Annotated in this window: 23 protein-coding genes; 11 read left to right on the forward strand and 12 right to left on the reverse strand. The window is 72.4% G+C overall.

Translation table 11 applies throughout. The annotated features are described in order from the left end of the window. Positions 1-166: 166 nt before the first annotated feature. Positions 167-919, reverse strand: coding sequence for a class I SAM-dependent DNA methyltransferase (locus tag ACFYYB_RS00005; protein WP_389432189.1), 753 nt, complete (start codon positions 917-919; stop codon positions 167-169). Between the two features lie 222 nt (positions 920-1,141). On the opposite strand from ACFYYB_RS00005, the gene ACFYYB_RS00010 reads away from it, so the two are divergent. Both ACFYYB_RS00010 and ACFYYB_RS00015 read left to right on the forward strand, forming a co-directional pair. Next, the gene (locus ACFYYB_RS00010) at positions 1,142-2,680 is read left to right on the forward strand and encodes an MDR family MFS transporter (RefSeq protein WP_389432190.1); all 1,539 of its coding nucleotides are present in this window, start codon (positions 1,142-1,144) and stop codon (positions 2,678-2,680) included. 110 nt (positions 2,681-2,790) lie between these two features. Beyond that, positions 2,791-3,075, forward strand: coding sequence for a hypothetical protein (locus tag ACFYYB_RS00015; protein ID WP_389432191.1), 285 nt, complete (start codon positions 2,791-2,793; stop codon positions 3,073-3,075). Here ACFYYB_RS00015 and ACFYYB_RS00020 read toward each other — a convergent pair. From ACFYYB_RS00020 to ACFYYB_RS00040, 5 genes are all read right to left on the reverse strand, one after another. Next, on the reverse strand, positions 3,072-4,652 hold the full coding sequence (locus tag ACFYYB_RS00020; RefSeq protein ID WP_389432192.1) for a multicopper oxidase family protein: 1,581 nt from the start codon (positions 4,650-4,652) through the stop codon (positions 3,072-3,074). The genes ACFYYB_RS00015 and ACFYYB_RS00020 overlap by 4 nt on opposite strands. A gap of 81 nt (positions 4,653-4,733) precedes the next feature. After that, positions 4,734-5,300, reverse strand: coding sequence for a 2'-5' RNA ligase family protein (locus tag ACFYYB_RS00025; RefSeq protein ID WP_389432193.1), 567 nt, complete (start codon positions 5,298-5,300; stop codon positions 4,734-4,736). 60 nt (positions 5,301-5,360) lie between these two features. Continuing rightward, positions 5,361-6,758: a M1 family metallopeptidase gene (locus tag ACFYYB_RS00030; protein ID WP_389432194.1), complete on the reverse strand. Its 1,398-nt coding sequence runs from the start codon at positions 6,756-6,758 to the stop codon at positions 5,361-5,363. A gap of 83 nt (positions 6,759-6,841) precedes the next feature. Continuing rightward, the gene (locus ACFYYB_RS00035; RefSeq protein ID WP_389432196.1) at positions 6,842-7,321 is read right to left on the reverse strand and encodes a DUF3515 family protein; all 480 of its coding nucleotides are present in this window, start codon (positions 7,319-7,321) and stop codon (positions 6,842-6,844) included. 52 nt (positions 7,322-7,373) lie between these two features. Beyond that, entirely contained in the window at positions 7,374-8,027 is a 654-nt protein-coding gene (locus ACFYYB_RS00040; protein ID WP_389432198.1) for a lysophospholipid acyltransferase family protein, read from the reverse strand. Between the two features lie 243 nt (positions 8,028-8,270). On the opposite strand from ACFYYB_RS00040, the gene ACFYYB_RS00045 reads away from it, so the two are divergent. Beyond that, positions 8,271-8,723, forward strand: coding sequence for a DUF2809 domain-containing protein (locus tag ACFYYB_RS00045; RefSeq protein WP_389432200.1), 453 nt, complete (start codon positions 8,271-8,273; stop codon positions 8,721-8,723). A gap of 38 nt (positions 8,724-8,761) precedes the next feature. On the opposite strand, the gene ACFYYB_RS00050 is transcribed toward ACFYYB_RS00045, so the two are convergent. Next, positions 8,762-10,360, reverse strand: a complete 1,599-nt coding sequence (locus tag ACFYYB_RS00050) for a serine/threonine-protein kinase (RefSeq protein WP_389432202.1) — start codon at positions 10,358-10,360, stop codon at positions 8,762-8,764. 103 nt (positions 10,361-10,463) lie between these two features. Beyond that, positions 10,464-11,183 carry a DUF4232 domain-containing protein gene (locus ACFYYB_RS00055; RefSeq protein WP_389432204.1) on the reverse strand — a complete coding sequence of 240 codons (720 nt, stop codon included), beginning with the start codon at positions 11,181-11,183 and terminating at the stop codon, positions 10,464-10,466. A 683-nt stretch (positions 11,184-11,866) separates the two neighbouring features. Here ACFYYB_RS00055 and ACFYYB_RS00060 point away from each other — a divergent pair. The 6 genes from ACFYYB_RS00060 to ACFYYB_RS00085 all read left to right on the forward strand — a co-directional run bounded on the left by ACFYYB_RS00060 (position 11,867) and on the right by ACFYYB_RS00085 (position 20,458). Continuing rightward, positions 11,867-13,351: an aldehyde dehydrogenase family protein gene (locus ACFYYB_RS00060; RefSeq protein ID WP_389432205.1), complete on the forward strand. Its 1,485-nt coding sequence runs from the start codon at positions 11,867-11,869 to the stop codon at positions 13,349-13,351. Positions 13,352-13,365: 14 nt separating this feature from the next. Beyond that, positions 13,366-14,931 (forward strand): GMC family oxidoreductase, encoded by a 1,566-nt coding sequence (locus tag ACFYYB_RS00065; RefSeq protein WP_389432206.1) that lies wholly within the window; start codon positions 13,366-13,368, stop codon positions 14,929-14,931. Further along, positions 14,928-16,007, forward strand: coding sequence for a glycine betaine/L-proline ABC transporter ATP-binding protein (locus ACFYYB_RS00070; protein ID WP_389432207.1), 1,080 nt, complete (start codon positions 14,928-14,930; stop codon positions 16,005-16,007). The genes ACFYYB_RS00065 and ACFYYB_RS00070 overlap by 4 nt, the downstream gene beginning before the upstream one ends. Before the next feature lie 241 nt (positions 16,008-16,248). After that, complete coding sequence (locus tag ACFYYB_RS00075) at positions 16,249-18,132, forward strand: ABC transporter permease subunit (RefSeq protein ID WP_389433425.1); 1,884 nt, start codon at positions 16,249-16,251, stop codon at positions 18,130-18,132. A 1-nt stretch (position 18,133) separates the two neighbouring features. Then, positions 18,134-19,117, forward strand: a complete 984-nt coding sequence (locus ACFYYB_RS00080) for an ABC transporter substrate-binding protein (RefSeq protein WP_389432209.1) — start codon at positions 18,134-18,136, stop codon at positions 19,115-19,117. Between the two features lie 285 nt (positions 19,118-19,402). Then, entirely contained in the window at positions 19,403-20,458 is a 1,056-nt protein-coding gene (locus tag ACFYYB_RS00085) for a helix-turn-helix domain-containing protein (RefSeq protein ID WP_389432211.1), read from the forward strand. Here the strand turns inward: ACFYYB_RS00085 and cynR are convergent. After that, positions 20,443-21,354, reverse strand: a complete 912-nt coding sequence (gene cynR / locus ACFYYB_RS00090; protein WP_389432213.1) for a transcriptional regulator CynR — start codon at positions 21,352-21,354, stop codon at positions 20,443-20,445. The two genes, ACFYYB_RS00085 and cynR, sit on opposite strands and share 16 nt — an antisense overlap. A 123-nt stretch (positions 21,355-21,477) precedes the next feature. Between cynR and ACFYYB_RS00095 the strand changes: the two genes are divergently transcribed. Further along, positions 21,478-22,092 (forward strand): carbonic anhydrase, encoded by a 615-nt coding sequence (locus ACFYYB_RS00095; protein WP_389432214.1) that lies wholly within the window; start codon positions 21,478-21,480, stop codon positions 22,090-22,092. A gap of 99 nt (positions 22,093-22,191) precedes the next feature. Continuing rightward, the gene (cynS, locus tag ACFYYB_RS00100; RefSeq protein ID WP_389432215.1) at positions 22,192-22,662 is read left to right on the forward strand and encodes a cyanase; all 471 of its coding nucleotides are present in this window, start codon (positions 22,192-22,194) and stop codon (positions 22,660-22,662) included. Between the two features lie 10 nt (positions 22,663-22,672). Here cynS and ACFYYB_RS00105 read toward each other — a convergent pair whose 3' ends face one another. From ACFYYB_RS00105 to ACFYYB_RS00115, 3 genes are read right to left on the reverse strand one after another with little or no spacing between them, the layout of a single operon-like run. Beyond that, positions 22,673-23,026 (reverse strand): UBP-type zinc finger domain-containing protein, encoded by a 354-nt coding sequence (locus ACFYYB_RS00105; protein ID WP_389432216.1) that lies wholly within the window; start codon positions 23,024-23,026, stop codon positions 22,673-22,675. Continuing rightward, a complete protein-coding gene (locus ACFYYB_RS00110; protein ID WP_389432218.1) occupies positions 23,023-24,504 on the reverse strand; it encodes an ATP-binding protein in 1,482 nt (493 codons plus the stop codon). The genes ACFYYB_RS00105 and ACFYYB_RS00110 overlap by 4 nt, the downstream gene beginning before the upstream one ends. Continuing rightward, positions 24,501-26,177 (reverse strand): FAD-dependent oxidoreductase, encoded by a 1,677-nt coding sequence (locus ACFYYB_RS00115; RefSeq protein ID WP_389432219.1) that lies wholly within the window; start codon positions 26,175-26,177, stop codon positions 24,501-24,503. The genes ACFYYB_RS00110 and ACFYYB_RS00115 overlap by 4 nt, the downstream gene beginning before the upstream one ends. Positions 26,178-26,179: the final 2 nt, after the last annotated feature.

Genomic DNA, 26,179 nt, shown 5'->3' on the forward strand with positions numbered 1-26,179 from the left:
CCTAGGCCGTCTCTTTCGGATCTTGCCGGGCCCGCGACGCCTGGCACCGCGCCTGGCCGCACTGCCGAGGCGACCACGTACGCCCAGTACGCGAGCGCCCCGACAGCACGCCCAGGCACGGCACCAGACGACGCGGACTCGGCCGACAAGATCCGAAAGAGACGACCTAGGACTCGGGCGGCTTGCGCCACACGGAGATGTGCTTCGCGGAGTCCTGGGTGAACGGCGCCCCGTCCCAGTCCGCGACGCGATGTTCCTTCTCCAGCCCGGCGATCCGTGCCATCAGGTCGAGTTCCGCCGGCCAGGCGTAGCGGTGCCGGGAGTTGTCGCGGCGGTAGCGGGCGTCTTCGCCGCCGCCTTCGCGGGTGAAGTGGTGCGATACGAGGATCTGCTCGACCAGGTCGAAGGTGTCGAAGCCGAGGTACTGCTCGGAGACGTCGAACGGCACCGCGACCTGGCCGGGCGGCAGGAGCCGCAGCGGCGGCACGCCCAGCTCGATGACGAACCGGCCGCCGGGCTCCAGATGGCGTGCGGCGTTGCGGAAGCACTCGACCTGCTCGTCCTGCGTGAGCAGGTTCGTGATCGTGTTGTAGACGAGATAGACCAGGGTGAACGTGCCGGGGACGACCGTGGTGGCCATGTCGCCGATGACCACCGGGAGCGTGTCCTCGTCGACCTTTCGGCGCAGCACCGCCGCCATGTGCCCGGACAGCTCGATGCCCACCACCGGCACGCCGCGCTCCCGCAGCGGGACGCCCACACGTCCGGTCCCGATGGCGAACTCCAGGGCCCGGCCGTCTCCGGCGAGCTCCGCGAGGAAGGCGAGGGTCGGCCCGAGGGCGGCGGCCGAGGACGTCTCGGCCTCCTCGGCGTCGTAGCGGTCGGCGGTCGCGCGGGTCCACAGTTCACTGCTCGTCACGGGCGGCCACTTTGCCCGGCGCCGAGGGGCGCTGTCGACGCATTTTCCTCCCACCGGCTCCGGCCCGCGGCCGGCGCATCCTCAGGGTGTACAGATTTATAAGTTTAGCGGTTGCACTTATTGAGCGGTGATGGTTTTCTGGAAGAGTGAGCGAGCCGGGGCTTCTTCCTCGCCTCCTCCTCGTCCTTCTCCTTCCTTCACGCCCGAAAGGGGTGATCAGCCATGTCCACGACCACTTCCCTCCCCTCAGCCGGCCCCGCGGCCGTACCGAAGAACGTGCGCTGGGTACTGCTCGGCGTCATGCTCGCGATGCTGTTGTCGATGCTCGACAACATGGTCGTCAGTACGGCGATGCCCACGATCGTCGGCGATCTGGGCGGCCTGGAGCACATCTCCTGGGTCGTCACCGCCTACACCCTGGTCACCGCCGTCACCACGCCGATCTGGGGCAAGTTCGGCGACCTCTTCGGCCGCAAGCCCATGTACCTGGCCTCGATCGCCGTCTTCATCCTCGGGTCCGCCCTGTGCGGGACCTCCGGCTCGATGGGCGAGCTGATCGCCTACCGCGTCGTGCAGGGCATCGGCGCCGGTGGCATCGGTGCGGGCGCCTTCGCACTGATCGGAGCCCTCGTACCGCCGCGCGAGCGGGGCAAGTACCAGGGCATGACCGCCTCCGTGATGGCGATCGGCACCATCGGCGGACCGCTCTTGGGCGGCTTCGTCACCGGCCACTTCGACTGGCGCTGGGCCTTCTACATCAACCTCCCCATCGGGCTCCTCGCCCTGGTCTGGCTGTGGCGCAAGCTCCGGATCCCCGCCACGCGCATCCGGGCGAAGATCGACTGGGCGGGCATCGCCCTGCTGACCCTGTCCATCACCGCGATCGTCCTGGCCGCCACCTGGGCCGGCAGCACGTACGCGTGGGGGTCCTGGCAGATCCTGTCGCTGGGCGCCGCCGCGATGGTGGGCCTGGTCCTGTTCATCCAGGTGGAGAAGCGGGTCAGTGAGCCGCTGCTGCCGCTGAGCGTGTTCACGGGGCACCGGAACTACCCGCTCGCGATGGTCCTGATCCTGGCCGCCGGTGTGGTCATGTTCGGCGCGGGCCTCTACCTGCCGCTGTTCCAGCAGACCGTCCAGGGCGCCTCGGCCACCAACTCCGGACTGCTGATGCTCCCGATGATGATCCCCGTCGTGATCGTCTCGGCCATCGCCGGAAAGGTCATGTCCGCCACCGGCACGTACAAGATGTTCCCCGTCGTCGGCACCCTGTTCCTCACTGCCGGGCTCGGCCTGCTGGCCACCATGGACGCCCACACCTCGTCCCTGCTGACCAGCCTCTACATGGTCCTCGTCGGCATCGGCCTCGGCTTCACCCTGCAGATGGCCGGCACCATCGCCCAGAACAGCGTCTCGCTGCGCGACATGGGCGCGGCCATGAGTTCGGTCAACCTCTTCCGCACCCTGGGCGGTTCGCTCGGCGTCGCCGTCTTCGGCTCGCTGTTCACCCGCGCCGTCCAGCCCACCTTGCCGGCCGGCGGGGACACCGGCCCGGACACCCTGCGCGATCTGCCCGCCGGAGCCAAGGACGCCTACCTCACCGCGGTCACGGACGGCACCGGCCACATCTTCCTCACCGCCGCGATCGTCTGCGCACTCGGCTTCGTCGCCGCGCTCTTCGTCATCGAGGTCCCCCTGAAGAAGGCGGGTCCGCCGGTGTCCACCGGCACGCCCCGGAATGCCGCCACGGCCGAAGGACGCTGACCGCCCACGTGGTCCTTCCCTCCCCCGGGCGCCATCGCCCCCGCCCCGGCGTCCCCCTGCCGCTCTTCGGGGGCTTCGTCTTCGTACTGTTCGGGGGTTCGGACACTGTGTTGAGCACCGAGTCGGCCCCGGGCCGCAGCGATCGCCACCTGGTGGTGGTGGCACGGAGCGGAAACCTCGACCCGGTGTGGTGCGTCTATCTGCACCAGGGGAACCCGCCGCGGGAACGCCGATGGACCGTCGGCTGTTTCAACGGCGACGACGAGGACAACTCGCTCAGGGAGACCGTGTGGGCGGCTCCCGACCGGATTCGTATGACCACCGAGGAAGGCATGGTCCACGAAGTGACCATCGCCCCGGGCGGGCGGCCCGATCGGTACGTCTCCGTCCGTTAGGGGTGCGCGCCCGCGTGCTGGTGTGTGCCGGGGGCGGGCGGGAGCTTGGCGGGCGGCGGCGGGCCGCCCGGATCCGTCACGGTGAACTGGCCCATCATGCCCTCGTCCTCGTGGTAGAGGAGGTGGCAGTGGTACATGTACGGGGTGTCCGGGTCGGCGGGGCCCTCGAACCGCATGGCTATGCGGACCGTCGTGCCGGACGGGATGAAGACGGTGTCCTTCGGTCCGCGCAACGACGGTGGAGGGGCCGCGCCGTTGATGTCGAGCACGCGGAACCGGACGTCGTGGACGTGGAAGTTGTGCGGCATGCCGTCGTCGTTGCGCAGGGTCCAGGTCTCGGCCGTGCCGCGGGTGACCGTCTCGTCCACCCGGAACATGTCCATCTTCCGGCCGTTGATGCCGGACATCTTGAGGTCGAAGAAGCGGCCGCGTACGGAGTCCTCGCCGGTGGGGAGCGTCGAGGGTGGTGTCAGCGTCCGCGGCAGCTCGGCCGACGGCCGCAGGGTGGGGGCTCCGCGCAGCTGCATCACGTCGAAGGAGTCGTCGCCGCCCCCGAAGCGCTGGTTCCAGAAGTCCAGCCCGGCGTCCAGGGGATGGGAGCGCAGGACCGTCCGCTCGCCCGGCCGTATGCGGACCACGATCTCCGCACGCTCCCCCGGCGACAGCCGCAAGCGGTCGGTCGCGTGCGGGGCCTCGAGGAGGCCGCCGTCCGAGGCGATCTGCCGGAACTCCCGGCCGTCGTCGAAGCCGAAGGTGTAGACGCGGGCGGTGGAGGCGTTGAGCAGGCGCAGCCGGACCAGCTCGTCCCGGACGGTGACATACGGGTCCAGCGTGCCGTTGACCATCGTCCGGTCGCCGAGGAAGCCCACGTTGCGCATCAGCTTGTGGCCGTGGTCGAACTTCGCGCCGTCGAAGGACACATCCTGGACGATGACCGGGATGTCGTCGACCCCGTAGGTCTTGGGCAGCGGCAGGACCGCCGACCGCGCGTCGTCCAGGAGGAACAGGCCCGCGAGGCCGCGCTGCACGTGCGACTCGGTCGCGCCGTGCGGGTGCGGGTGGTACCAGAGGGTCGAGGCCGGCTGCTCGACCGTCCACTCGGGGGTCCAACTGCCGCCCGCCGGAACCGCCTGGTGCGGGCCGCCGTCCATCGCGGCGGGCAGGTGCATGCCGTGCCAGTGGACGGACGAGGCCTCGGGCAGGGCGTTGGCCACCTTCACCCGGACCTTCTCCCCCTTCGCCGCGCGGAGGGTGGGACCGAGGTAACTCCCGTTGAACCCCCAGGTGGGGGTCTTGCTCCCCGGGGTGAACTCGGTTTCTCCCGCCTGCATCCGCAGGTCGAAGACGCGTGTTCCGTCGGCCTCCACCGTGGACGCCGCGAGAGGCGGCACGGCGAGGGCGTTGCGGAAGTCCACCGCCCCGAAGGTGGACACCTTGGCTCCGGTGTAGAGCCAGGTGAAGAGCACCCCGATGACCAGCGCGAAGGCCGCGGCCAGCGAACAGAGGATCAGCAGCACCCGCTTCCAGGGCGACATCCGGCGCCTGCCGCCGGTCCCGTTCTTCCCGTTTCTCCACATGGGAACGACGCTACGGACGGCGCTCGCGCCGGACATCGGGGAGCGACCCGGGTCCGACCCCGACACCGCCCCCCAGATCGTTCAGGGGCGCCGTAGGGGTCGGGGAGCGGGCCCGGCGAGCGCGAACGATGCCCGTACCCGCCACTTCGCGCCGTCGTGGACCATCAGCTCGACCGACGAGACGCGGGAGGTGAGGGGGAGCCTGTCGCCGAGGTCGGCCTCGATCTCCTCGAGGACCGCGTCCTGCTGCCCTTGGGCGACGGTCAGGTGCGGCACGATCTCGGCGAACCGGCCGCCGTACGGCGGAGCCTCGGGCCAGCGCTCGGCGATCGCCTCCGTGAGCCGGATCAGCGGCGCGGCGGGTTCCGGCACGAGGTACGAGACCTCCGGAAGTCGTCCGCACCGCTCGAAGCGCAGGTCGAAGGCCTGGTGGCGGCCCAGAACCTCCGCCAGGTCGGTGTGGACGAGCGGATCGATCCGGCTCTCCTCCAGGAACGGGAAGAGCACGGTGACGTGTGCGGGAACCCCGGCGCGGGCCGACGGGTCCAGCCGTTCACGCCACGCGCGGACGGCCGGCTCCGCCTCCGGGATCCTGACGATCAAGCCCGTCTGACCTGCCTGGAAGGTGCTGCTGCTGTCATCTGCCATGACACGGGATGGTGCCATCGGAAGATCGGTTCGCGCCCCCGGATTTCGTCTCGGACCTCTTCAGTTGATCCGGTGTTCCGCCCAGAACGGGGTGAGGTCCCGGGCCGTCGCCGCCTGGGCCGCGCGCTTGAAGTCCGAGGTGGTGGAGACCCCCAGCCAGTGGTCGCGGACGTAGCCACGCAGCATGGCCGCCATCGCCGGGGCGCCCAGAGCGCGTTCCAGGTCGTGCAGGGCGCAGGAGCCGCGGTGATAGACGACCCGGACGTACTCCGAGCGGTGGCCGTCCGCGTAGTAGGACATGGGGCGGGTCAGGGCGGCCGTGTCGCTGGGCCAGGCGCCCCTGTCCTCCCAGCAGGTGGTGGTGTCGATGCCGTAGTACGACTCGTTCGCGTACTGGGCGAAGCTTTCGTCCAACCAGGGATCGGCGAACTGGTCGTTGCCGACGATGCCGTAGAACCACTGGTGGGCGATCTCGTGGACGGCGCCGGACTCGTCCGATTCGGTCCACAGCAGGACGAGGCCCGGGAACTCCATGCTGCCGAAGTCGTCGAGGTTCTCGCTCATGACGAGGTCGAGCTCGCCGTACGGGTAGCGTCCGAACCGCTTCCCGAACTCGTCGACGGAGCCGGTGCCGTCCTTCAGGGCCAGGGCGACGCCCTCGGGCGGGGTGGCCGCGGTCCAGTACGCGTTCAGCCGTACTCCGCCGGGCGTGGTCACCGTCTTCGACAGGAAGGGGCCCGCCGCCCACGCGAAGTCCCGTACCCCGTGCGCGACGCTGGTGGTGACCGTGCGGCCGGGCGCGCCCGCGCGGCGGGTGGTCGTGCCCGTCGCGGGGACGACGAGCGCGCTGGGATGGTCGAGGACGACGCGGAAGTCGCCGGTCAGGGTGTGGAAGCTCTCGCCGAAGCCGACGTCCGGGTCGAGGTGGCGGCCCTGGGCGTCGCGAACGGACAGCAGGGGCAGCGCGTTGCCGAGGTAGCGGTGCGCGCCGTCCTTGCCGATGCGGTGGACGCGGTCCGGGACGGTGATGGCCACATCGAAGGAGATGCTGGTCCGGGCCCCGTACGGGAGCGGCGCGGGCAGGTCGATCCGCAGGGCGGTGCAGTCCACGGTCAGTGGTCGCGGGGTGCCTCCGGTGACCGCGCCGACCCGGACCGGGGACGGCGCCTCGGGGGTTCCGCAGCCGTCGGCGCCGTTGCCCCACAGCCGGACGTCGGCCGAACGCAGCGGAGTATGGGCGGAGTTGCGGAAGGACACCGTCTGGCGGCCGGTCCAGTGCGAGCCGTCGGCGTCGCCGCGCAGCGACACCTCGTAGGAGGGACGGTCGGGCGTCGCCGCCGACGCGGGCGCGGGGCCCGCGGGCGCCGTGGGGCTCTGGGCGGCGGCCGTTTGGGGGACGCAGAGCATGACGGATGCGAGGGCGAGCAGCAGGGCCCGCCGAATCCTGAGCGAGATCATGACCGGCACGCTAGAACGTCCGTACGGGCGGACGGGCGTGTTCCAGGGCAACCGACCTCGGTACGGCTGCTCGCCGCGATCCGTCAGGTCTCGCCCAGCCCGATGCACTTCGACTGCTGGGGGAGGTCCCGTACGGCCTTGTCGACGACGGCCAGGGCGTCCCCGGCGAGCTGGTCGTCCTCGGTGAACGCCACCTCCACCGCGGGGATCCGTCCGTACGTGGTGAGCACCCGCGGCCCCGCGCGCCCGGCTCGCTCTTCGTCGAGGACCCAATCGGTGCCGTTGACGTTCATGCAGGCGTTGACGGTAGGGGCAAGGGGCTCGACACCGCAGCGCAGCACGATGGCGCCACCGCCCCAGCTCGCGGCGCCGGCTCCCTCGACCGAGTCGCGCTCCTCCCCGAGCAGTTCATCGGGAAGCCCCGCCAGGACCCGGCGGCACTGGGGATCGGCGGCGAAGGGACCCGGCTCCACGGATCGTGCGCCGGTCAGGGCGTAGATCCCGACGGCCACGAGCCCCAGCGCCCCGAGACCGGCCAGGAGGGCCCGCTGCTTCCGGTCCACTTCGCTCTCCCCCGAACTGGCCGCGCTCCGCTCGCGACGGCTCCCGATGACCCTACCCACTCGCGCCGGCGAGCCCGGACAGTGCGGTCTGCCAGGCCGAGGTGACCGCCCCGTAGGCCGCGGCCGTTGCCTCGGGTACGCCGTCCGGCAGGAACAGGGGCGCGCCCACGTGGACGTGTACGCGTGGCCGGCGGACCGGGGCCGTGAGGACTCCGGCGAGCTGTTTGGCCGTCGTCCCGGAGCTCACGCGGCGCACGCCCGCCTGACCGACGGGTCGGACGGGTGCCCCGGTGGCCAGGGCGAGGCGGGCCAAGCCGCTACGGAAGGGCAGGGGCGCGGCTTCCCCGGAGTCGCGGCGGGCGGGAATCCCGCCTTCCCCGTACATCAGCACGCACCGCCCCGCCGCCAGTGCCCCGGCGGCGTCGGCGAGCGAACCCGCCGCGTCGGCCGTTCCCCGGCGGACCGGTACGTGCCCTTCCCGGGCGAGCGCCCCACCCAGCACCGGGATCCGCCACAGCCCCGCCGTGGCCATGATCACGGGGTCGACGCCGAGCCGGCGCAGGGCGGCGACCACGATGACGGGGTCGGCCAGGCTGGTGTGGTTGGCGGCCAGGATGGTCCCGCCCGCTACGGGGCCCGACGCGTCTTCGGACACGGTCATCCGCCCGAACACCGGGGCCAGGACGGCGGCGAGGTGGCTGATCATGGAATGGAACCTCCGGGACGGGGTGTGCGTCTTCGTGGCCTCAGCGTGTCGGCCGTGGGCCGGTCCGTCATGAGTCGCGCTACTCAAGCGGCCTGGGTACGTGGTCCGCTCCGCCCTCCGCCGCGCGACGGAGGCGGGAGCCGGGCCCGGAGGCGGGAGCCGGGCCCGGAGGCGGGAGCCGGGCCCGGAGGCGGGAGCCGGGCCCGGAGCCGGTGGGCGACGCGCGTCTGGCAGGGTGGTCCCGTGACCACCTCCGTGCCCGCAAGCCGTGCCCGGGCCCTGTCGGGCCGCACCCGCACCCGTCTCGCGGCGGCCGGGGCGGTGATCGTGACCGTCGGCGCGGGGCTGGGGCTACGGGTCGTGGCCACGGGGAGCCTCGCCAAGTACGGCGGAGACGCGCTGTACACCGTGCTGGTCTTCGCCCTCGTGGTGGCGGCCATGCCCCGGGTGACGGCACGGCGGGCCGCCGCGGGCGCTCTCGCGGTGAGTTGGGCGGTGGAGTTCCTCCAGCTCACCGGGGTACCGGCGGAGCTCTCCCGGCACAGCGTGCTCGCCCGCCTCGTCCTCGGGTCCACCTTCAATGCGCCCGACCTGTTCTGGTACGCGGTCGGCGCAGCGGCCGGCTGGCTCGGCCACGGCGCGGCGGGCCGTCTGTCCGCACGGCCCGGTCGGCGGTTCGGCGTCGGTCAGGTCTGAGCGTTCGGGCCGACGGCGGCCGCGTTCCCCTCCACGGCCTAGCGGCTGCGGGTCAGTGTCCCGGGGGCGCCGGCCGACTGGGCTCCTTCGGCCTCCAGGGTCAGCCGGTCGGGCTCCGTCAGGGTCAGCACGTAGAGGTTGCCCTTGGGGCAGTCGAAGGTGGCCGCGGGGTCGGTCGGATGGCTGGTCACCGCGGCGAAGACCGACCTGTCCCCGCTCGTCTGCCGTAGTTCCAGGGCCTCCGTGCACCCCAGGTTGCGCCCCGAGGCGACCTCCTTCACGTCGCTGACCTGCCGTCCCACGAGGTCTCCGACGGAACCCGGGTTCAGCGTGACCGTGACCGAGAACGCGCCCGTCCTGGCCCGCGTGAATCCGTCGGCGTCGGGGGTGCCGGGTCCGGTACCGGTCCACGTGCCGACCCACGACGGGGGGATCGCCGTGGACGGAGCGGACGGTGGCGCCGAGCTCGCCCCGGCTCCCGCGCCACCTCCGTTCGCAGCTCCGTTCGCAGCTCCGTTCCCGCCTTCGTTCCCGTCTCCGGTTCCGTTCCACGGCATCTTGATCACGAGGGTGGCCGCGACGACGAGGACGGCCGCGACAGCCGCCCCTGCCGCCCAGGGCACGCGTCGTGGCGCGCCGGGAAGGGCAGCGGCCGTCGACGGCGTCGACACGGCGAACGCCGGGGGCGGCGTCGGCGGAACCGGCGGCATGGGGGCGGGCACGGGGAGCGGCTGGGACGCCGCCAGGGCGCGGGCGAGTCCGGCCTCGCGGTGGGCGGCGTCCGCCGCCAGCGACGGCGGTACCGCCGCGCTCCACTCCTCCCCCGCCGCGCCGACCCGGGCCAGTACCTCCTCGGCGGTCGGGCGCTCCCGCGGGGCCTTGGCCAGGCACTCCCCCAGAAGGGGACGGAGCCCGTCCGGAACGCCGTCGAGGGCGGGCTCGTCGTGCACGATCCGGTAGAGGAGGCCGGGGAGTTCCAGCTCCTCGCCGTCGGCCAGGAAGGGGCTGCGGCCGGTGGCCGCGTAGACGAGCACCGCGGCGAGCGAGAACACGTCCGCCGGGGCCTCGGCCACGGCCCCGGTCGCCTGCTCCGGCGCGAGGAAGCCGGGAGTGCCGATGACCGCTCCCGTACGGGTGTGGCGCGGGTCGTGCACGGCGCGCGCGATGCCGAAGTCGATGAGGAAGGGCCGCTCCCGGCCGAGCAGCACGTTCCCCGGCTTGATGTCACGGTGCACCACACCGGCCGCCCGTACGGCCGCGAGCGCGGCGAGGAGTTCCCGGGTCAGGCTCCACAGGGCCGGCCCGGTCAGCGGTCCGTGCCGGTGCACCCACTCGCCCAGGGAGGGCGCGGGGACGTACTCGGTGGCGAGCCACTGGGGGGACGCCCCGGGGGCGCTGAAGTCCACCACCGAGACCGTCCAGGCGGACCGTACGCGGTCGTTGGCGCGGATCTCCCGCGCGAAGCGGTCGACGAAGTCGGGATCCCGGCTCAGTTCCCGGTGGACGGTCTTCAGGGCCAGCGGCCGGCCGGACGCCGTACGGGCCAGGAAGACCTCGCCCATGCCTCCCTCGCCGAGCCGTGCCAGCAGGCGGTACCCGCCGATCTCCGGCGGGTCGCCGGGCCGCAGTGACTCCACCGACTCCCCCTGTCCACAAGGCCTTTGTCCGCGCGCACGGGCGCACGGACGGCCGGTGGGGCCACTTTAGAGGACTGCGGCGACCGCTCGGGGGGCCGGATCGTCAGGACGACATGATGAAGCGCAGGGCCAGACCCTGGGCGGTCATCCAGTGGGTGACCTTGGCGAAGTCGTTGTAGTACACCGTGTCGACGCCGGGGAAGGAGACCTTGATCGGTGCACCCAGCTTGCTCCCGGGCTTGGTGTCCTGCAGCTGGACGGTCATGGTCTTCGCCGGGGCTTCGTCCATGGGGCCGTTCAGGAGCAGTGCGGCGTGCGTCTGCTTGCCCGGCTCGATGGTGTCGTACGGCGTCCCGGGCATCGAGGCGCTCTCCTTGATGTCGGGAACCAGGCGCTGGGCGTCGCCGAGCTGGATGAGGGGGTAGTGGTAGACCCTGCACGGCTTCTTGCTGGTGTTGGTGAGGGTGAGGAGGATGTGCCGCACGGCCTTGCCGACCTCGTCCTCGGTGCTGGAAGTGATCGTGACGTCGCCCGGGGCACACAGGGCGACGGAGCCGCCGCTGCCACCGGTGCCGGTCGGCGCCGGGGTCGGCTTCGTCGAGGGCGTGGCGCTGGGCTTCGGCGTGCTCGGGGAGGCGGTCGCGCTCGGGGCCCCGGAGGTGCTCGGTGTGCCCGGGGCGCTGGGCCGGGCCGTGGGCTTGCCGTCGCCCCCGTCGTCCCCGCTGGGCGAGCACGCCGTGGTGGCGAGCAGGGCGGTGACCGTCGCGGCCCCGAGGACGCAGTACTTCCAGCCCCGGCGACTCGTGCGGGCGGCAGTGTTCATGGTGTTCCCCCGTTTTCGGCCGTGTGGGGCCGCTGTCGACTCTCGATGACGAATGCAGACCGCGGTGGCCACGAAGGGTCCGGCAGCGGGCCGCCGTCGCCTCCGTCGTGCACCGTACCGGCGCCCCGGCCGGCCTGCATGAACGGGTTTCCCGCATCCGCGGCGTCTCAGACGCCTGTTACGAAGCAGGGACGAGACCGGCACGCTTCGGTCCAGAAGTCCGGCCGCCCGGGCTACGGGACGACGCCGGCCGGGGGCGCCGCTCCGTGGCCGGCCCGGTGGAAGTGCGGGAACCGCCCGGGGAAGATGCGGCGGGCCGTGGTCACCGCGGTCGGGCCGGCCACTTATCCGCTGACGAGGAACGCCACGTGCGGGGCGTCCTCCGAGCCGGAACCCGGCACCAAGAAGGCGAGCGCGAGCGGATCGCCACAGCGAAAACGGGCGCCGCGGGTGAGCCGCGTGCTCCGGATCCGGACGCGCCTGGACGCGGCCGCTCGCGAGATCCGGCGGACGGCCGGTGCCGATAAATACCGATCCGTCCCATATCTCACCCAGGTGACGGCGGGTGACCCCCGTCACTTCCAGTGACGGATGGGACATGGCTTCCATGAACCGGGGCAAGGGGGCACGAGCACCACCACCGCGGGTAAGCCGCGGTGCCGGAATCGGAGGTACAACGAGTCGTGTCCGAGCAGACGACCATCCACATCGCCGGGACCTGGCGTTCCGCGGTAACAGGAGCCACCCGGGAGGTCCTCGACCCGGCGGATGCCACGGTCCTCGCCGTCGTCGCCGAGGGCGGCGCCGCGGACACCGACGCGGCCGTCAGCGCCGCCCGCGCGGCCTTCGACGGTGGGGAGTGGCCCCGGACCCCCGTCCTGGAGCGCGCCGCCCTGCTGCGCCGCACCGCCGACCTGCTCCACCGCGACCGCGAAAGCCTCGGGCTGCTGGAAAGCCGCGACGCGGGCAAGACCCTGGAAGAGGGCCGGGTGGACGTGGACTGCGTCGCCGACGCCTTCCGCTACTTCGCCGACCTAGTCGCCGGCGAGAGCGCGGGCCGCGTGATCGACGCCGGCACCCCCGACGTCCACAGCGTCGTCGTCCACGAGCCCGTCGGGGTCTGTGCCCTGATCACCCCGTGGAACTATCCCCTCCTCCAGGCCTCCTGGAAGATCGCTCCCGCCCTCGCCGCGGGCAACACGTTCGTGCTCAAGCCCAGCGAGATCACCCCGCTGTCCACGGTCGCCCTCATCGGCCTGCTGGCGGAGGCCGGTCTGCCGGCCGGCGTCGCGAACCTGGTCACCGGGCCCGGCGAGCCCGTCGGCGCGCGCCTCGCCGCCCACCCCGACGTCGACCTCATCTCCTTCACCGGCGGTCTCACCAGCGGTAAGAAGGTGATGCGCGCGGCCGCGGACTCCGTCAAGAAGGTCGCGCTCGAGCTCGGCGGCAAGAACCCCAACGTCGTCTTCGCCGACGCCTGCGCCACCGAGGAAGGCTTCGACACCGCCGTCGACCAGGCCCTCAACGCCGCCTTCATGCACAGCGGCCAGGTCTGCTCCGCCGGCTCCCGGCTCATCGTCGAGGAGAGCGTCGCCGAGCGGTTCGTCGCGGAACTCGCCCGCCGGGCCGACCGGATCCGCCTCGGGCGCGGCACCGACCCGGGCGTGGAATGCGGGCCGCTGGTGTCCGCCGCCCAGCGCGAACGCACCGAGGAGTACGTGGCCTCCGCCCTCGCCGAGGGAGCCGTACTCCGCTCCGGTGGCGAACGCCCCGACGGGCCGGGCTACTTCTACCGGCCGACGGTCCTGGACCGCTGCCACCGCGGGATGCGCGTCGTACGGGAGGAGGTCTTCGGGCCGGTCCTGACCGTCGAGACCTTCCGCACCGAGGCCGAAGCCGTCGCGCTCGCCAACGACACCGAGTACGGGCTCGCCGGCGCGGTGTGGACCTCCGACCCGGGCCGCGGCCGCCGCGTGGCCGGCCGGCTGCGCCACGGCACCGTCTGGATCAACGACTTCCACCCCTACCTCCCGCAGGCGGAGTGGGGCGGCTTCGGCAAGTCCGGCATCGGACGCGAACTGGGCCCGTCCGGCCTGGCCGAGTACCGCGAGTCCAAGCACGTGTACCAGAACCTCGCCCCGCGCCCCGTGCGCTGGTTCGCGGGCTGAAGGAGGAACAGCGCATGACGACCCCCACGCACAGCCCCGCCCACACCCCCACGGAGCAGGAGTACGACTACGTCGTCGTCGGCGGCGGCACCGCCGGCTCCGTGATCGCCTCCCGCCTCACCGAGGACCCGGCCGTCACCGTCGCCGTCATCGAGGGCGGCCCCAGCGACGTCGACCGCCCCGAAGTCCTCACCCTGCGCCGCTGGATGGGCCTGCTCGGCGGCGAGCTCGACTACGACTACCCCACCACCGAGCAGCCCCGCGGCAACTCGCACATCCGCCACAGCCGCGCCCGCGTCCTCGGCGGCTGCTCTTCGCACAACACCCTCATCGCCTTCAAGCCGCTCCCGTCCGACTGGGACGAGTGGGCGGAGTCCGGAGCCGAGGGCTGGCACGCGGCCGCCATGGACCCGTACTTCGACCGGCTCCTCAACCACATCGTCCCGGTGGACGAGAAAGACCGCAACGCCATCGCGCGCGACTTCGTGGACTCCGCGCAGAGCGCCCTGGGCGTCCCGCGCGTCGAGGGCTTCAACCGCAAGCCCTTCCACGAGGGAGCCGGCTTCTTCGACCTCGCCTACCACCCCGAGGACAACAAGCGCTCCTCCGCGTCGGTGGCCTACCTCCACCCCGTCATGGACGAGCGCCCCAACCTCACGATCCTCCTGGAGACCTGGGCCCACCGCCTGGAACTCGACGGCACCCGGGCGCGCGGGGTCCGCGTACGCGCCTCGGACGGTACGGAGTCCCTGGTCACCGCCCGCCGCGAGGTACTGGTGTGCGCCGGTGCGGTGGACACGCCCCGGCTGCTGCTGCACTCGGGCATCGGCCCGCGCGCGGACCTGGAAGCCCTCGGCATCCCCCCGGTGCACGACCTGCCCGGCGTGGGCGAGAACCTGCTCGACCACCCCGAGTCGGTGATCGTCTGGGAGACCGACGGCCCGATACCGGAGAACTCCGCGATGGACAGCGACGCGGGGCTGTTCGTCCGGCGCGACCCCGAATCCGCCGGACCCGACCTGATGTTCCACTTTTACCAGGTCCCCTTCACCGACAACCCCGAGCGCATCGGCTACGAACGGCCCGCGCACGGCGTCTCGATGACCCCCAACATCCCCAAGCCCCGCAGCCGCGGCCGCCTTTACCTGACCAGCGCGGACCCCGAGGTGAAACCGGCCCTGGACTTCCGCTACTTCACGGACGAGGACGACTACGACGGCCGGACCCTGGTGGACGGCATCAAGCTCGCCCGTGAGATAGCCGCGACCCAGCCGCTCGCCGGCTGGCTCAAGCGAGAAGTGTGCCCCGGCCCGGAGATCACCGGCGACGAAGAGCTGAGCGCCTACGCCCGCTCCGTCGCGCACACCGTCTACCACCCGGCCGGCACCTGCCGGATGGGCGCCGCCGACGACCCCGGCGCCGTCGTGGACCCGGACCTCAAGATCCGCGGGCTCGAGGGCATCCGCATCGCGGACGCCTCCGTCTTCCCCACGATGCCCGCGGTCAACCCGATGATCGGAGTGCTCATGGTCGGCGAGAAGGCAGCCGAACTGCTCGCCCGCGAAGGCGGTACCCGGTGAACACGACCCCTGCCACCCCCGCCGCACCCCCCGTCTTCGCCGTGGACGGCCTGTGGAAGGTCTTCGGCCCCGAGAAGGCTGCCGCGAAGGTCCCCGGCTCCGCCGACGCCGACCTGTCCGCCGCCGAACTGCGCGAGCGCACCGGCTGCACCGCCGCCGTCCGCGACGTCAGCTTCGACGTCCGCAAGGGCGAGGTCTTCGTCGTGATGGGCCTGTCCGGCTCCGGCAAGTCCACCCTCGTACGCTGCCTCACCCGGCTCATCGAGCCCACCGCCGGAAGCCTGGCCATCGACGGCGAGGACGTCCTCGCCATGGACGCCTCCCGGCTGCGCGACCTGCGGCGCCGCCGCGCCGCCATGGTCTTCCAGCACTTCGGCCTGCTGCCGCACCGCTCCGTACTCGACAACGTGGCGTACGGACTGGAGATCCAGGGCGTCGGCCGCGGCGACCGCCGGGACAAGGCCGCCGAACTCATCGCCAAGGTCGGCCTCGAAGGACTCGAGGAGCGCCGCCCCGCCCAGCTCTCCGGCGGCCAGCAGCAGCGCGTCGGCCTGGCCCGCGCCCTCGCCGCCGACCCCGAAGTGCTCCTGTTCGACGAACCGTTCAGCGCACTGGACCCCCTCATCCGCCGCGAGATGCAGGAGGAGGTCGCCCGGCTCCACCACGAAGAGGGCCGCACCATGGTCTTCATCACCCACGACCTCGCCGAGGCCCTGCGCCTGGGCGACCGGATCGCGCTGATGCGCGACGGCCGCATCGTGCAGCTCGGCACGCCCGAGGAGATCGTCGGCTCGCCCGCCGACGACTACGTACGGGACTTCGTCCGCGACGTCCCCCGCGAACAGGTGCTCACCGTCCGCACCGCGATGCGCCCCGCCAACGCGGGCGAGGCCGAACAGGGACCCGCGCTGAACCCCGCCACCACCGTGGTCGAGGCCATCCAGGCCGTGGCCCGCAGCGGCGGCCCGGCCCGCGTGGTCGACCACGGCCGCTGCCTGGGCGTCGTGGACGACGCGGGGCTGCTCGCCGTCGTCGCCGGCCTCCCGGCCCCCACCGGACGGGGGGTGGCGGCATGACCCGCCCCGCCCGCCCCGCGCCCCCCGTCCCCGATGCCCGGAGGTGGTGCGCATGACCGCGACCCCGACCCATACCCCGACCGACGCCCGCACCGACGCCCGCGACGACGCCCCTTCGGAAGCCCCGCAGTCCGCCGAAGGGACCGCCGGCCCGCGTCACTCGCGTACCGCGTCCGCGCAGCAGGACCGCCCCCGCAGAGCCCTGCCCGGCCGCGCCGGGCGTCGCGGAGTCCTCCTCCCGATGGGCGTCGCCGTCGCCCTGCTGATCCCGCTCGCCGTGGCCTTCCCGGGCGCCGGCAGCTGGCCCGCGGCCCTGGCCGTCGACCTGTCCGGCCCGCTCGGCCGCGCCGGCGACTGGATCATCGACCACCGCGACAACCACCCGCTGTTCCTCTACTTCTTCGGCCACATCAGCAACGCCGTCGTGGTGTCCGTCCGCGCCGTGTACGTGCTCCTGCTCGCCGCCGGCTGGACCGGGGTCACCGCCCTGGCCGCCCTGGTCGCCTGGCGCCTCGCCGGCATCCGGCTGGCCCTGACCTGCGCCGCCGCCTTCGCCGCCTGCGGACTGCTCGGCATGTGGGTGCCGACCATGCAGACCCTGGCACTGATGGCCGTCGCCGTCGCCGCCTCCGTCGCACTCGGCGCCCTGCTGGGCCTCGCCGCGGGGCTCTCTCCGCGCGCCGACCGCGCCCTGCGCCCCGTACTCGACACCATGCAGATCCTGCCGGCCTTCGCGTACCTGCTGCCGATGGTGCTGGTCTTCGGCATCGGCGTGCCCGCCGCCGTCCTCGCCACCGTGGTCTACGCCGCCCCGCCCATGGCCCGCCTCACCGCCCTCGGCCTGCGCGAGGCCGACGCGGGAGTCATGGAAGCCGCCGCCTCGCTCGGCGCCACCGGACGCCAGCGACTGCTGACCGCCCGCCTTCCGCTCGCGCGCCGACAGCTCCTGCTCGGCGTCAACCAGGCCATCATGACGGGCCTGTCCATGGCCGTCATCGCCTCCGTGATCGGCGCGGGGGGTCTGGGCGACCGCGTCTACCAGGCCCTCGCCTCCGTGGACGTCGGAGCCGCCCTGGCCGCGGGCATCCCGATCGTGCTGCTCGCCGTGGTGCTGGACCGCACCGCCGACGCCGCGGGCCGCCGGATCGGCGCCACCGTGCCCGTCGGCGAGCAGGACCTGCTGCGCCGGGTGTTCTCGGGCTGGTACGGCCGCCTCCTCACCCTCCTCGCGGCGGTCGCCGCCGCCGTCGCCGGGCGCATCGCCGGCAGCGGCCTGTGGCCCGAGTCCTGGACCGTTTCCCTCGCCGCCCCGGTGAACTCGGCCGTTGCGTGGATGACCGACCACCTCTACTCCGGCGTCCCCGTCGTCGGCGGCACCGCCGACTGGGCCGCCCGCTTCACCGGCTGGATCCTCGACCCGCTGCGCAGCGGACTGCAGGCCGCCCCCTGGTGGCTGCTCCTGCTCGTGGCCGCCGCTCTCGCCCTGCTCGCGGGCACGTGGCGCACCGCACTCACCGCGGTCCTCGCCCTGGGCGCCGTCGGAGTGCTCGGCGTGTGGGAAGCCTCCCTGGACACGCTCTCCCAGGTCCTGGCCGCCGTGGCGGTCACCCTCGTACTGGGCTTCGCGATCGCCGTGGGAGCAGCCCGCAGCGCCCGCGCCGAGCGGCTGCTGCGGCCCGTCCTCGACGTGTGCCAGACCCTGCCGCAGTTCGTCTACCTCATCCCCGTGGTCGCGCTGTTCGGCGTCGGCCGCGCACCGGCCGCCGCGGCCGCCGTCGTGTACGCGCTGCCGGCCGTCGTCCGGATCACCGTCCAGGGCCTGCGCGAGGTGGACCCGACCGTTGTCGAATCCGCCCGCTCGCTCGGCGCGACCCGCTCGCAGCTGCTCCGTCAGGTCCAACTGCCCCTGGCCCGGCCGGCGCTGCTGCTGGCCGTCAACCAGGCCGTGGTCCTGGTCCTGGCCGTCGTCATCATCGGCGGCCTCGTCGGCGGCGGCGCACTCGGCTACGACGTCGTCCTCGGCCTCGCCCAGGGCGACCTGGCCACGGGCCTGGTGGCCGGCGCCGCGATCGTCTGTCTCGGCCTGCTCCTCGACCGCGTCACCCAGCCCGTGAAGGAGGCCTGACATGCGCGACGCAACCCCCCTCATCCCGCGCGGCCGACGCGGCGCGGCCGTCCTCGCCGCCGCGACCGGACTCGCCGTCCTCACCGGCTGCGGGGCCGCCGACATGACCCGCCAGTCGTCCCCGTACGCCGCCGCACAAGGCGCGAAGACCGTCACCCTCTCCGTCCAGTCGTGGGTCGGCGCCCAGGCGAACACCGCCGTCGCCTCCTACCTCCTCGAACACGAGCTGGGCTACCGCGTGGACACCGTCCAGGTCGACGAAGTCCCCGCCTGGGACGCCCTCAGCCAGGGCCGCGTCGACGCGATCCTGGAGGACTGGGGCCACCCCGAGCAGGAGAAGCGCTACGTAGAGGGCAAGAAGACCATCACCCCCGGCGGGGACCTGGGCGTGACGGGCCACATCGGCTGGTTCGTCCCCACGTACTTCGCCGAGGCCCATCCCGACGTCACCGACTGGAAGAACCTCGACAAGTACGCCGACCAGCTGCGCACCCCCGAGAGCCGCGGCAAGGGCCAGCTGATGGACGGCTCCCCGTCCTACGTCACGAACGACAAGGCACTGGTGAAGAACCTGGGCCTGGACTTCGAAGTGGTCTTCGCCGGCTCCGAGGCGGCCCAGATCACCCAGATCAAGCAGTTCGCCAAGGAGCACAAGCCCTTCCTGACGTACTGGTACGAGCCGCAGTGGCTCTTCGAGCGTGTCCCGATGACCGAGGTGAAGCTCCCCGAGTACACCGAAGGCTGCGCGGACGATCCGCAGAAGGTGGCCTGCGCCTACCCGAACACACCGCTGCAGAAGTACCTGAACACGCGCTTCGCGGAGTCGGACGGAAAGGCGGCCGGCTTCCTGAAGAAGTTCCACTGGACCAAGGCGCAGCAGAACGAGGTGTCCCTGATGATCGCCGAGGAGAAGCTGCCTCCGGAGCAGGCGGCGAAGAAGTGGGTGGAGCGCAACGAGAACGTGTGGAAGCCCTGGGTGGAGTGACCGACCCGGCCCCTCGCGACCGGCTCCGCACGACCATCTCGCCGGATCGGGAGCCCCCCACCCCCGTGGGGGGACTCCGCTCCAACCACCTTCTTCGTGACGCCCGTTCGCCGCGGGAACGGTCGTCACGCTAGCGCCGGGAGGATCACCTCCCCCAGGGCCGTACGTGCCGGCAAGGGGACCGACCGCGCCACGGGGGGGGACCCTGCGGCGCCGCGTTGGGGTCAGCAGGTCGCCAACCCCCGGGATGACCTGGTATTTCACGCTGGACTACGCTCTGCCCCTGTGGTTTCGCACGCACATCAGGGGACGACCTCCTCCGCCCTCGCCCGTCTGACCGTCACCGTCGCGCGGCTGGTCGGCATAGGGCCGCACGGATACGCGCACCTGCTGGGCATGGCGCCCCACCACCTCAACGACGATCTGTGCCGCACCCCTTCGGCCACGGCCATCCGGATCGCGGAGCTCACCACGGCCCACGCTCCCTGGACCGAGATGTCGGTGCTGCTGGCGCGGGAGTCGGACATCGGCACCCTCGGGGTCTGGGACTACCTGATCACCTCCGCGCCCACTCCGCTCGAAGGGATCCGGGACGCCGCGGCCTACTTCGCCACCGTCGCCGACCCCTTGACGGACGGCATGCGGATCACCGAGGACGGCGAGTACGTCACCATCGGACACGACAATCGGGCCGACATCGCCCACGAAGCGGCCTGCGGCATCCGCGGCTACGCCCTCGGCCTGTACCGGCGCCGGCTCGGCGAAGCCGCGGGGCGGCGCCTCGTTCCCCTGCGCGTCCGCCTCGCCGCCAAGGCACCCGCGCGGCACGAGGCCCTGGTCGAGCTCTACGGCACCCGGCGCATCGAGTTCGAGGCCCCGGCCAGTTCGATCACCTTCCGCACCGCCGACCTGGACTCCCCGGCCCCGCACGCCCAGCCCGGGCTGTCGGCCGTGCTCCGCCGGCACGCCGAGCAGAACCTCGCGAGCGCGATCCCGTTGCACGACTGGCCGGCCCTGTTCCGTACCGCCCTGGCCTCCGCCCACGACGAGGGCGCGCCGACACTGTCCTCGGTGGCCCGGCGGATGGCCCTCAGCGTGCGCACCCTCCAGCGCCGCCTCGAGGAGCACGGCACGACCTGGAGCGAGGAGGTCGAGGCCCTGCGGCGGGAGCACATCGCCCGGCTGCTGCACGACACCGACCTCAGTGTCGACTCGATCGCCGCCCGGAGCGGTTACGCGGATGCCCGCGCCCTGCGCCGGGCCGTCAAGCGCTGGTACGGCACGACGCCCGGCGCCCTGCGCCGCACCGGGCGCGGCGTCGACGCTCAGGCCGGGGTGTAGCCGCGGGTCCGGACGTGGTCGTGTGCGAGCCGGGTGAACGCACGGGCGGCCGCGCTCCGGTAGGCGTTCTCGCGTCCGAGGAGGGCCACCGTGCGGGTGGGCAGGGGCGGTTCGAGGGGGACCGGGGCGAGGTGGGGGTGGTCCTCCGTGACCGCGTCGGGCAGGACGGTCGCGAGGTCCGTGCGCCGGACGATTTCGGTGAGGGTCTGGACCGAGTTGGCCTCCACCGCGATGCGCGGACGCACCCGGTACCCGGCCAGGTAGGTGTCGATGTGCCCGCGGGTGGCGAAGTCACCGCTGAGCAGTACTAGTTGACGGTCCGCCAGGGCGGCCACGGGCAGGGGGCGGAGTGCCTGCGGGCCCTCGGCGGGGCGGGCGGCGGTGACGAGGCCGAGGGTCTCGGCGTACAGCGGGGTCGCGGTGATGCCGGGCAGGTGCGGGCCGTCGAAGCCGATCCCCAGGTCGAGCTCGTCGGCGAGCAGGCCGGTTTCGATGCGGTCCTGGGCCATGTCCTTGACGTCCAGGGTGATGCCGGGATGGCGGGTGTGGAGCTCCGCCGCCAGTGGCCCGACGAGGTAGGCGGTGAAGGTCGGCGTCACGGCCAGCCGGAGATGGCCCCGGGAGAGGTCGGCGACGTCGTGGACGGCACGTTCGGCGGCGGCGAGGTCGCGCAGGGCCCGGCGGGCGTGGTGGACGTAGGTTTCGCCGGCGTCGGTGAGGCGGACTCCGGCGCGGCCGGTGCGGTCCAGGAGCTGGACGCCGAGGGTGCTTTCGAGCTGCTTGACCTGCTGGGACAGGGTCGGCTGGGAGATCCGCAGCTCTTCGGCGGCGCGGGTGAAGCTGGCGTGTTCGGCGACGGCGAGCAGATAGCGCAGGTGACGGATTTCCAGGGCCATGACACCGAGTATAGATCCCATCTATAGCAAACATGGACAATGCGTCTTGGACGCTATAGGTGCAGGTCGTGCATGGTGGATCTCGTCGGCCCCACGGGTCGGCAGTCATCGAAGGGAGTGACCATGCACGACCTCATCGAGGGCGTCGCCCAGTTCCGGCGGGAGGTCTACCCGGGCAAGGCGGAGCTCTTCGCCCGGCTCGCGACGACCCACCGCCCGCGCACCCTGTTCATCAGCTGCTCCGACGCCCGTGTGGTGCCGGAGCTGATCACCCAGAGCGAGCCGGGTGAGCTGTTCGTCATCCGTACCGCCGGCAACCTCGTCCCCGCGCACGCCCCCGGTACGGACGGGGTGGCGGCCAGCATCGAGTACGCCGTCGCGGTCCTGGGCGTGAGCGACATCGTGGTGTGCGGGCACTCCGCCTGCGGCGCGATGACCGCCCTGGCCGAGCGGCACGACCTCAGCGGTGCGCCGGCGGTCGCCGGATGGCTGCGCCACGCGGACGCCTCGCTCGCCCGTACCGGCGACGGGGAGGACCCCCGAAGGGTCGAGGCGCTGGTACGGGAGAACGTACGGGCACAGCTGGCGAACCTGGCCACCCACCCCTCGGTGGCCCGCGCCCTGGCCGCGGGGTCCGTGACCCTGCGCGGCTGGGTCTACGACATCCGGGCGGGGGGCGTCGAGGAGCTCGGCTCCTCCGTACCCGTCTCCTCCGTACCCGCCTCCCCCGCGGCCTGACCGGCCGCCACCCCGCGGGCCCCGGGCCCGCGTCTGCCCACTTCATCCGCCGCTCGCCCCCACCCCCGGTGCGCGGCTCACCCGAAAGGAAGCCCTCTCATGGTGCACGCCCAGTTCGACAACACCGCCCGTCAGGCCCTGGCCGTCAAGGCGGTGGACGCCAAGATCCGCGAGGACCTGACCTGGCAGCGGATCGCTGACGCCGCGGGCCTGTCCGTCGCCTTCGTCACCGCGGCCGTGCTCGGCCAGCACCCGCTGCCCCGGGCCTCGGCCGAGGCCGTTGCCGCCCTGCTCGGCCTGGACGCCGACGACGCGATGCTGCTGCAGACCATCCCGACCCGCGGCTCGGTCCCCGGCGGCGCCCCCACCGACCCGACGATCTACCGCTTCTACGAGATGCTGCAGGTCTACGGCACCACGCTGAAGGCACTGGTCCACGAGCAGCTCGGCGACGGGATCGTCTCCGCGATCAACTTCAAGCTCGACGTGAAGAAGGTCGCCGACCCCGACGGCGGCGAGCGCGCGGTCATCACCCTGGACGGCAAGTACCTGCCGACGAAGCCCTTCTGAGCCGCCCGGATCAGCGGTGGAGCCGTCGGCTCCAGTCCTCGGGGAGCCGGTCGGACGGGCCCGGGGCCGACTGGTCCGCCGGATGGCCGGAGGGCGGGGTCAGCTCAGGGCCGGACTCGTACAGCTCGTTCGCGGCGTAGTCCCAGAACCAGTCCTCACCCGGTTCGTAGCTCTGCACCAGGGGATGTCCGGTGGACTTCCAGTGGGCGGTGGCGTGCTGGGCCGGCGAGGAGTCGCAGCAGCCGATGTGGCCGCACTGGGCGCAGCGCCGCAGATGGAACCACCAGCCGCCCAGCGCGTCGCATTCGACGCAGCCGGCACCGCTGGGCGGGACGTTCGGGTCGACTCCGTCGATGGCGGTCATGCGGGCTCCTCTGAACGCTCGGGATCGGGCTCGGACTCGGAATCGGGTTCCGGTGGGGTCAGCGGGAGCAGCACCTGGAAGCGGGTGTCCCCCGGCGCGGACTCGACCTGGAGGCTTCCGTGGTGCTTGTTGACCACGATCCGCCAGGAGATGTCCAGGCCGAGGCCGGTGCCCTCGCCGACGGGTTTGGTGGTGAAGAACGGGTCGAAGATGCGGCTGCGGATCTCGGCCGGGATGCCGGGCCCCGTGTCGCGGAACTCCACGAGCAGCCGGTCGCCCGATCGAGCCGTGCGGACCGTCAGCGTGCCCTCGCGGCCGGTGCTCCCGATGGCGAAGACGGCGTTGTCGATGAGGTTCGTCCACACCTGGTTGAGTTCCGCGGGGTAGGCCGGTACGTCCGGCACGGAGCGGTCGTACTCCTTGACCACCCGGATCCGGGGCCCGATCTTGCCCGAGAGCATCAGCAGGGTGCTGTCGAGGAGTTCGTGGACGTCGACGACGCGGTGCGGGGCGCGGTCGAGCTGCGAGTACTGCTTCGCGGCGTCGACGAGGTGGGAGATGCGGGTGGTGGAGTCGTCGATCTCGTCCATCAACAGCTCTGTTTCCACCGTGTAGTTCAGCCAGCCGATGGCGCTCGGCAGGAGGTCCTCGGCCACGCTCGCCGCGACGTGCTCCAGCCAGTCCGTGTCCAGGCCCGCCTGGACGAAGACCGGCGCGATCCGCCAGCCCTCGGGGACTCCGTGGTCCTCCAGCCAGTCGGCGAGCTCGTCCTCCCGGTCGGAGGCTTCCAGAGGGCTCAGTACCGGGGCTTTCGCGACCCGTTCGACGGTGCGTTCCTGGATTTCGATGAGTTCGGCGATCGCCTCGCGGGGGTAGTTCCCCTGGGAGATATGGGCCAGCTTGTGCCGCATCTTGCCCACGCGTTCGCGCAGGGTGGCCGTGGCCCGGACGGCCGCCGCGGCCGGGTTGTTGAGCTCGTGGGTGAGTCCGGCGGACAAGGAGCCGAGGGCGAGGAGCCGTTCGCGCTGGCCGATGGCCTGCTGGGTGCTCCTGGAGCCGAAGAAGAGCCCCTCCAGCAGGTGCGCGGCCATCGGGAACCATTCCCGCATGACGTCCGAGAAGGACTGGGCGGGCAGGACGAAGAACCGCGTCGGCTCGGTCACCCGCATCGAGTTGTTGTACGTCTGCGGGACGCGGTCGCCCAGGTAGGCCTGCATGGCTCCCGCGTACACCCCGCGCTGGGAGGTCCGGCCGACCTCCACCTCGTCGCCGCCGACCCGGCGGGACAGCACCACGGTGCCCTCGATCATCACGTAGAAGCAGGTCGCGGGGTCGCCCTCGGTGTACACGGGGCCGGTGTCGAACCGCTCCACGCAGCCCTCGGCGCACAGGCGCCCGAGCTGCTCCGGGGTGAGCTTCTCGAACAGGAAGAGCGAGCCGATCTCCTGCGGGGAGCAGGGCATCGCCTGCCCGCTCACGACTCCTCCAGGTACCGGTGGACGAGCATCACGGCCATGGCTCCTTCTCCGACGGCGGACGCGACCCGTTTGGCCGACCGGGCGCGCGCGTCGCCCGCCACGAACACGCCGGGCACGCTGGTCTCCAGGTGGTAGGGCGGCCGGTCCAGCTCCCACTCGGCCGGCGGCCGTCCGTCCGGGGTGAGGTCGGGCCCGGCCAGGATGAAGCCGTGGTCGTCGCGCAGCACCGTACCGTCCAGCCAGTCGGTGAGCGGGGCGGCGCCGATGAAGACGAACATCCACTGGGTGTCGACGAGTTCGGACGCGCCGGTGTCCACGTCGCGCAGGGTGAGCTGCTCCAGGTGGCCTTCGCCGTGCGCCGATTCGACGGTGGTGCGGGTGCGTACGGTGATGTTGGGCGTCTGCTCGATCTGCTGGATCAGGTAGTACGACATCGAGGCGGCCAGGGACGGCCCGCGCACCAGGAGGGTGACCGATTTCGCGCCGCGGGCGAGGTACATGGCCGCCTGTCCGGCGGAATTGGCGCCGCCGACGATGTACACGTCCTGTTCCAGGCAGGAGGAGGCCTCGGTGAGCGAGGAGCCGTAGTACACCCCGCGGCCGGTGAGGCCGTCGCAGCCCGGAGCGGCGAGCTGGCGGTAGGAGACGCCGGTCGCCAGGATGATGCTCCGCGCGCCGATCGCCGAGCCGTCGGAGAAGCGGACGACGCGGGCCGCGCCGTTCACCTCCAGTGCGGTGACCTCGCGCGCGGTGAGGATCTCGGCGCCGAACCGGCCGGCCTGGCGGCGGGCCCGTTCGGTGAGCTGTGCGCCGGACACCCCGTCCGGGAAGCCGAGGTAGTTCTCGATGCGGGAGCTCTGTCCGGCCTGGCCGCCGGTCGCGGACCGCTCGACCAGTACGGTGCGCAGCCCCTCGGAGGCCCCGTACAGCGCGGAGCCGAGCCCGGCCGGGCCTCCGCCGATCACGACGAGGTCGTAGAAGTCGGCGGTCGGCGTGGTCGCGAGGCCCACGTGCGCGGCGAGATCGGGGGCGTCCGGCTCGATCAGCACGGTGCCCCCGGGGGTGATCACCACGGGCAGCCGCTGCCCGTCGGATCCGGCCGCCCGCAGGAGGCGCTGTCCCTCCGGCTCCTCGCAGGAGTACCAGCGGTACGGGACCTGGTTGCGGGCCAGGAACTCCCGCACGGTCGACGAGGGTGCGGACCAGCGGTGTCCGACCACCTTGGTGGCGGGCACGGGCCGGTGGTCGCCGGTGCGCCAGGCGGTGAGGAGGTCGTCCACGACGGGGTAGAGCTTCTCCTCGGGCGGGTCCCAGGGCTTGAGGAGGTAGTGGTCCAGGTCGACCACGTTGATCGCGTCGATCGCCGCGTTGGTGTCGGCGTAGGCGGTCAGCAGGACGCGGCGCGCGCCCGGGTACACGGTGAGGGCCTGTTCGAGGAATTCGATGCCGTTCATCTGCGGCATGCGGTAGTCGGCGAGGATCACCGCCACCAGGTCACCGCGGAGCTTGAGCTCGCGCAGCGCCTCCAGGGCGGATTCGCCGGACTCGGCGCGCACGATCCGGTACCCGGAACCGTAGCGCCGGCGCAGGTCGCGGGCGATGGCACGGGACACTCCCGGATCGTCGTCCACGGTCAGGATGACGGTCCTCGCCGTATCGGCGGCCTCTGTCATGG

The organism is Streptomyces sp. NPDC002886, assembly GCF_042888445.1.
Taxonomy (GTDB): domain Bacteria; phylum Actinomycetota; class Actinomycetes; order Streptomycetales; family Streptomycetaceae; genus Streptomyces.

Excerpts from the sequence above, each read along its gene's own strand:
- ACFYYB_RS00010 (WP_389432190.1), top strand. The coding sequence starts at position 1,142 with ATGTCCACGACCACTTCCCTCCCCTCAGCCGGCCCCGCGGCCGTACCG.
- ACFYYB_RS00020 (WP_389432192.1), bottom strand. The coding sequence starts at position 4,652 with ATGTGGAGAAACGGGAAGAACGGGACCGGCGGCAGGCGCCGGATGTCG.
- ACFYYB_RS00025 (WP_389432193.1), bottom strand. The coding sequence starts at position 5,300 with ATGGCAGATGACAGCAGCAGCACCTTCCAGGCAGGTCAGACGGGCTTG.
- ACFYYB_RS00030 (WP_389432194.1), bottom strand. The coding sequence starts at position 6,758 with ATGATCTCGCTCAGGATTCGGCGGGCCCTGCTGCTCGCCCTCGCATCC.
- ACFYYB_RS00040 (WP_389432198.1), bottom strand. The coding sequence starts at position 8,027 with ATGATCAGCCACCTCGCCGCCGTCCTGGCCCCGGTGTTCGGGCGGATG.
- ACFYYB_RS00055 (WP_389432204.1), bottom strand. The coding sequence starts at position 11,183 with ATGAACACTGCCGCCCGCACGAGTCGCCGGGGCTGGAAGTACTGCGTC.
- ACFYYB_RS00065 (WP_389432206.1), top strand. The coding sequence starts at position 13,366 with ATGACGACCCCCACGCACAGCCCCGCCCACACCCCCACGGAGCAGGAG.
- ACFYYB_RS00075 (WP_389433425.1), top strand. The coding sequence starts at position 16,249 with ATGGGCGTCGCCGTCGCCCTGCTGATCCCGCTCGCCGTGGCCTTCCCG.
- ACFYYB_RS00080 (WP_389432209.1), top strand. The coding sequence starts at position 18,134 with ATGCGCGACGCAACCCCCCTCATCCCGCGCGGCCGACGCGGCGCGGCC.
- cynR (WP_389432213.1), bottom strand. The coding sequence starts at position 21,354 with ATGGCCCTGGAAATCCGTCACCTGCGCTATCTGCTCGCCGTCGCCGAA.
- ACFYYB_RS00095 (WP_389432214.1), top strand. The coding sequence starts at position 21,478 with ATGCACGACCTCATCGAGGGCGTCGCCCAGTTCCGGCGGGAGGTCTAC.
- cynS (WP_389432215.1), top strand. The coding sequence starts at position 22,192 with ATGGTGCACGCCCAGTTCGACAACACCGCCCGTCAGGCCCTGGCCGTC.
- ACFYYB_RS00105 (WP_389432216.1), bottom strand. The coding sequence starts at position 23,026 with ATGACCGCCATCGACGGAGTCGACCCGAACGTCCCGCCCAGCGGTGCC.
- ACFYYB_RS00115 (WP_389432219.1), bottom strand. The coding sequence starts at position 26,177 with ATGACAGAGGCCGCCGATACGGCGAGGACCGTCATCCTGACCGTGGAC.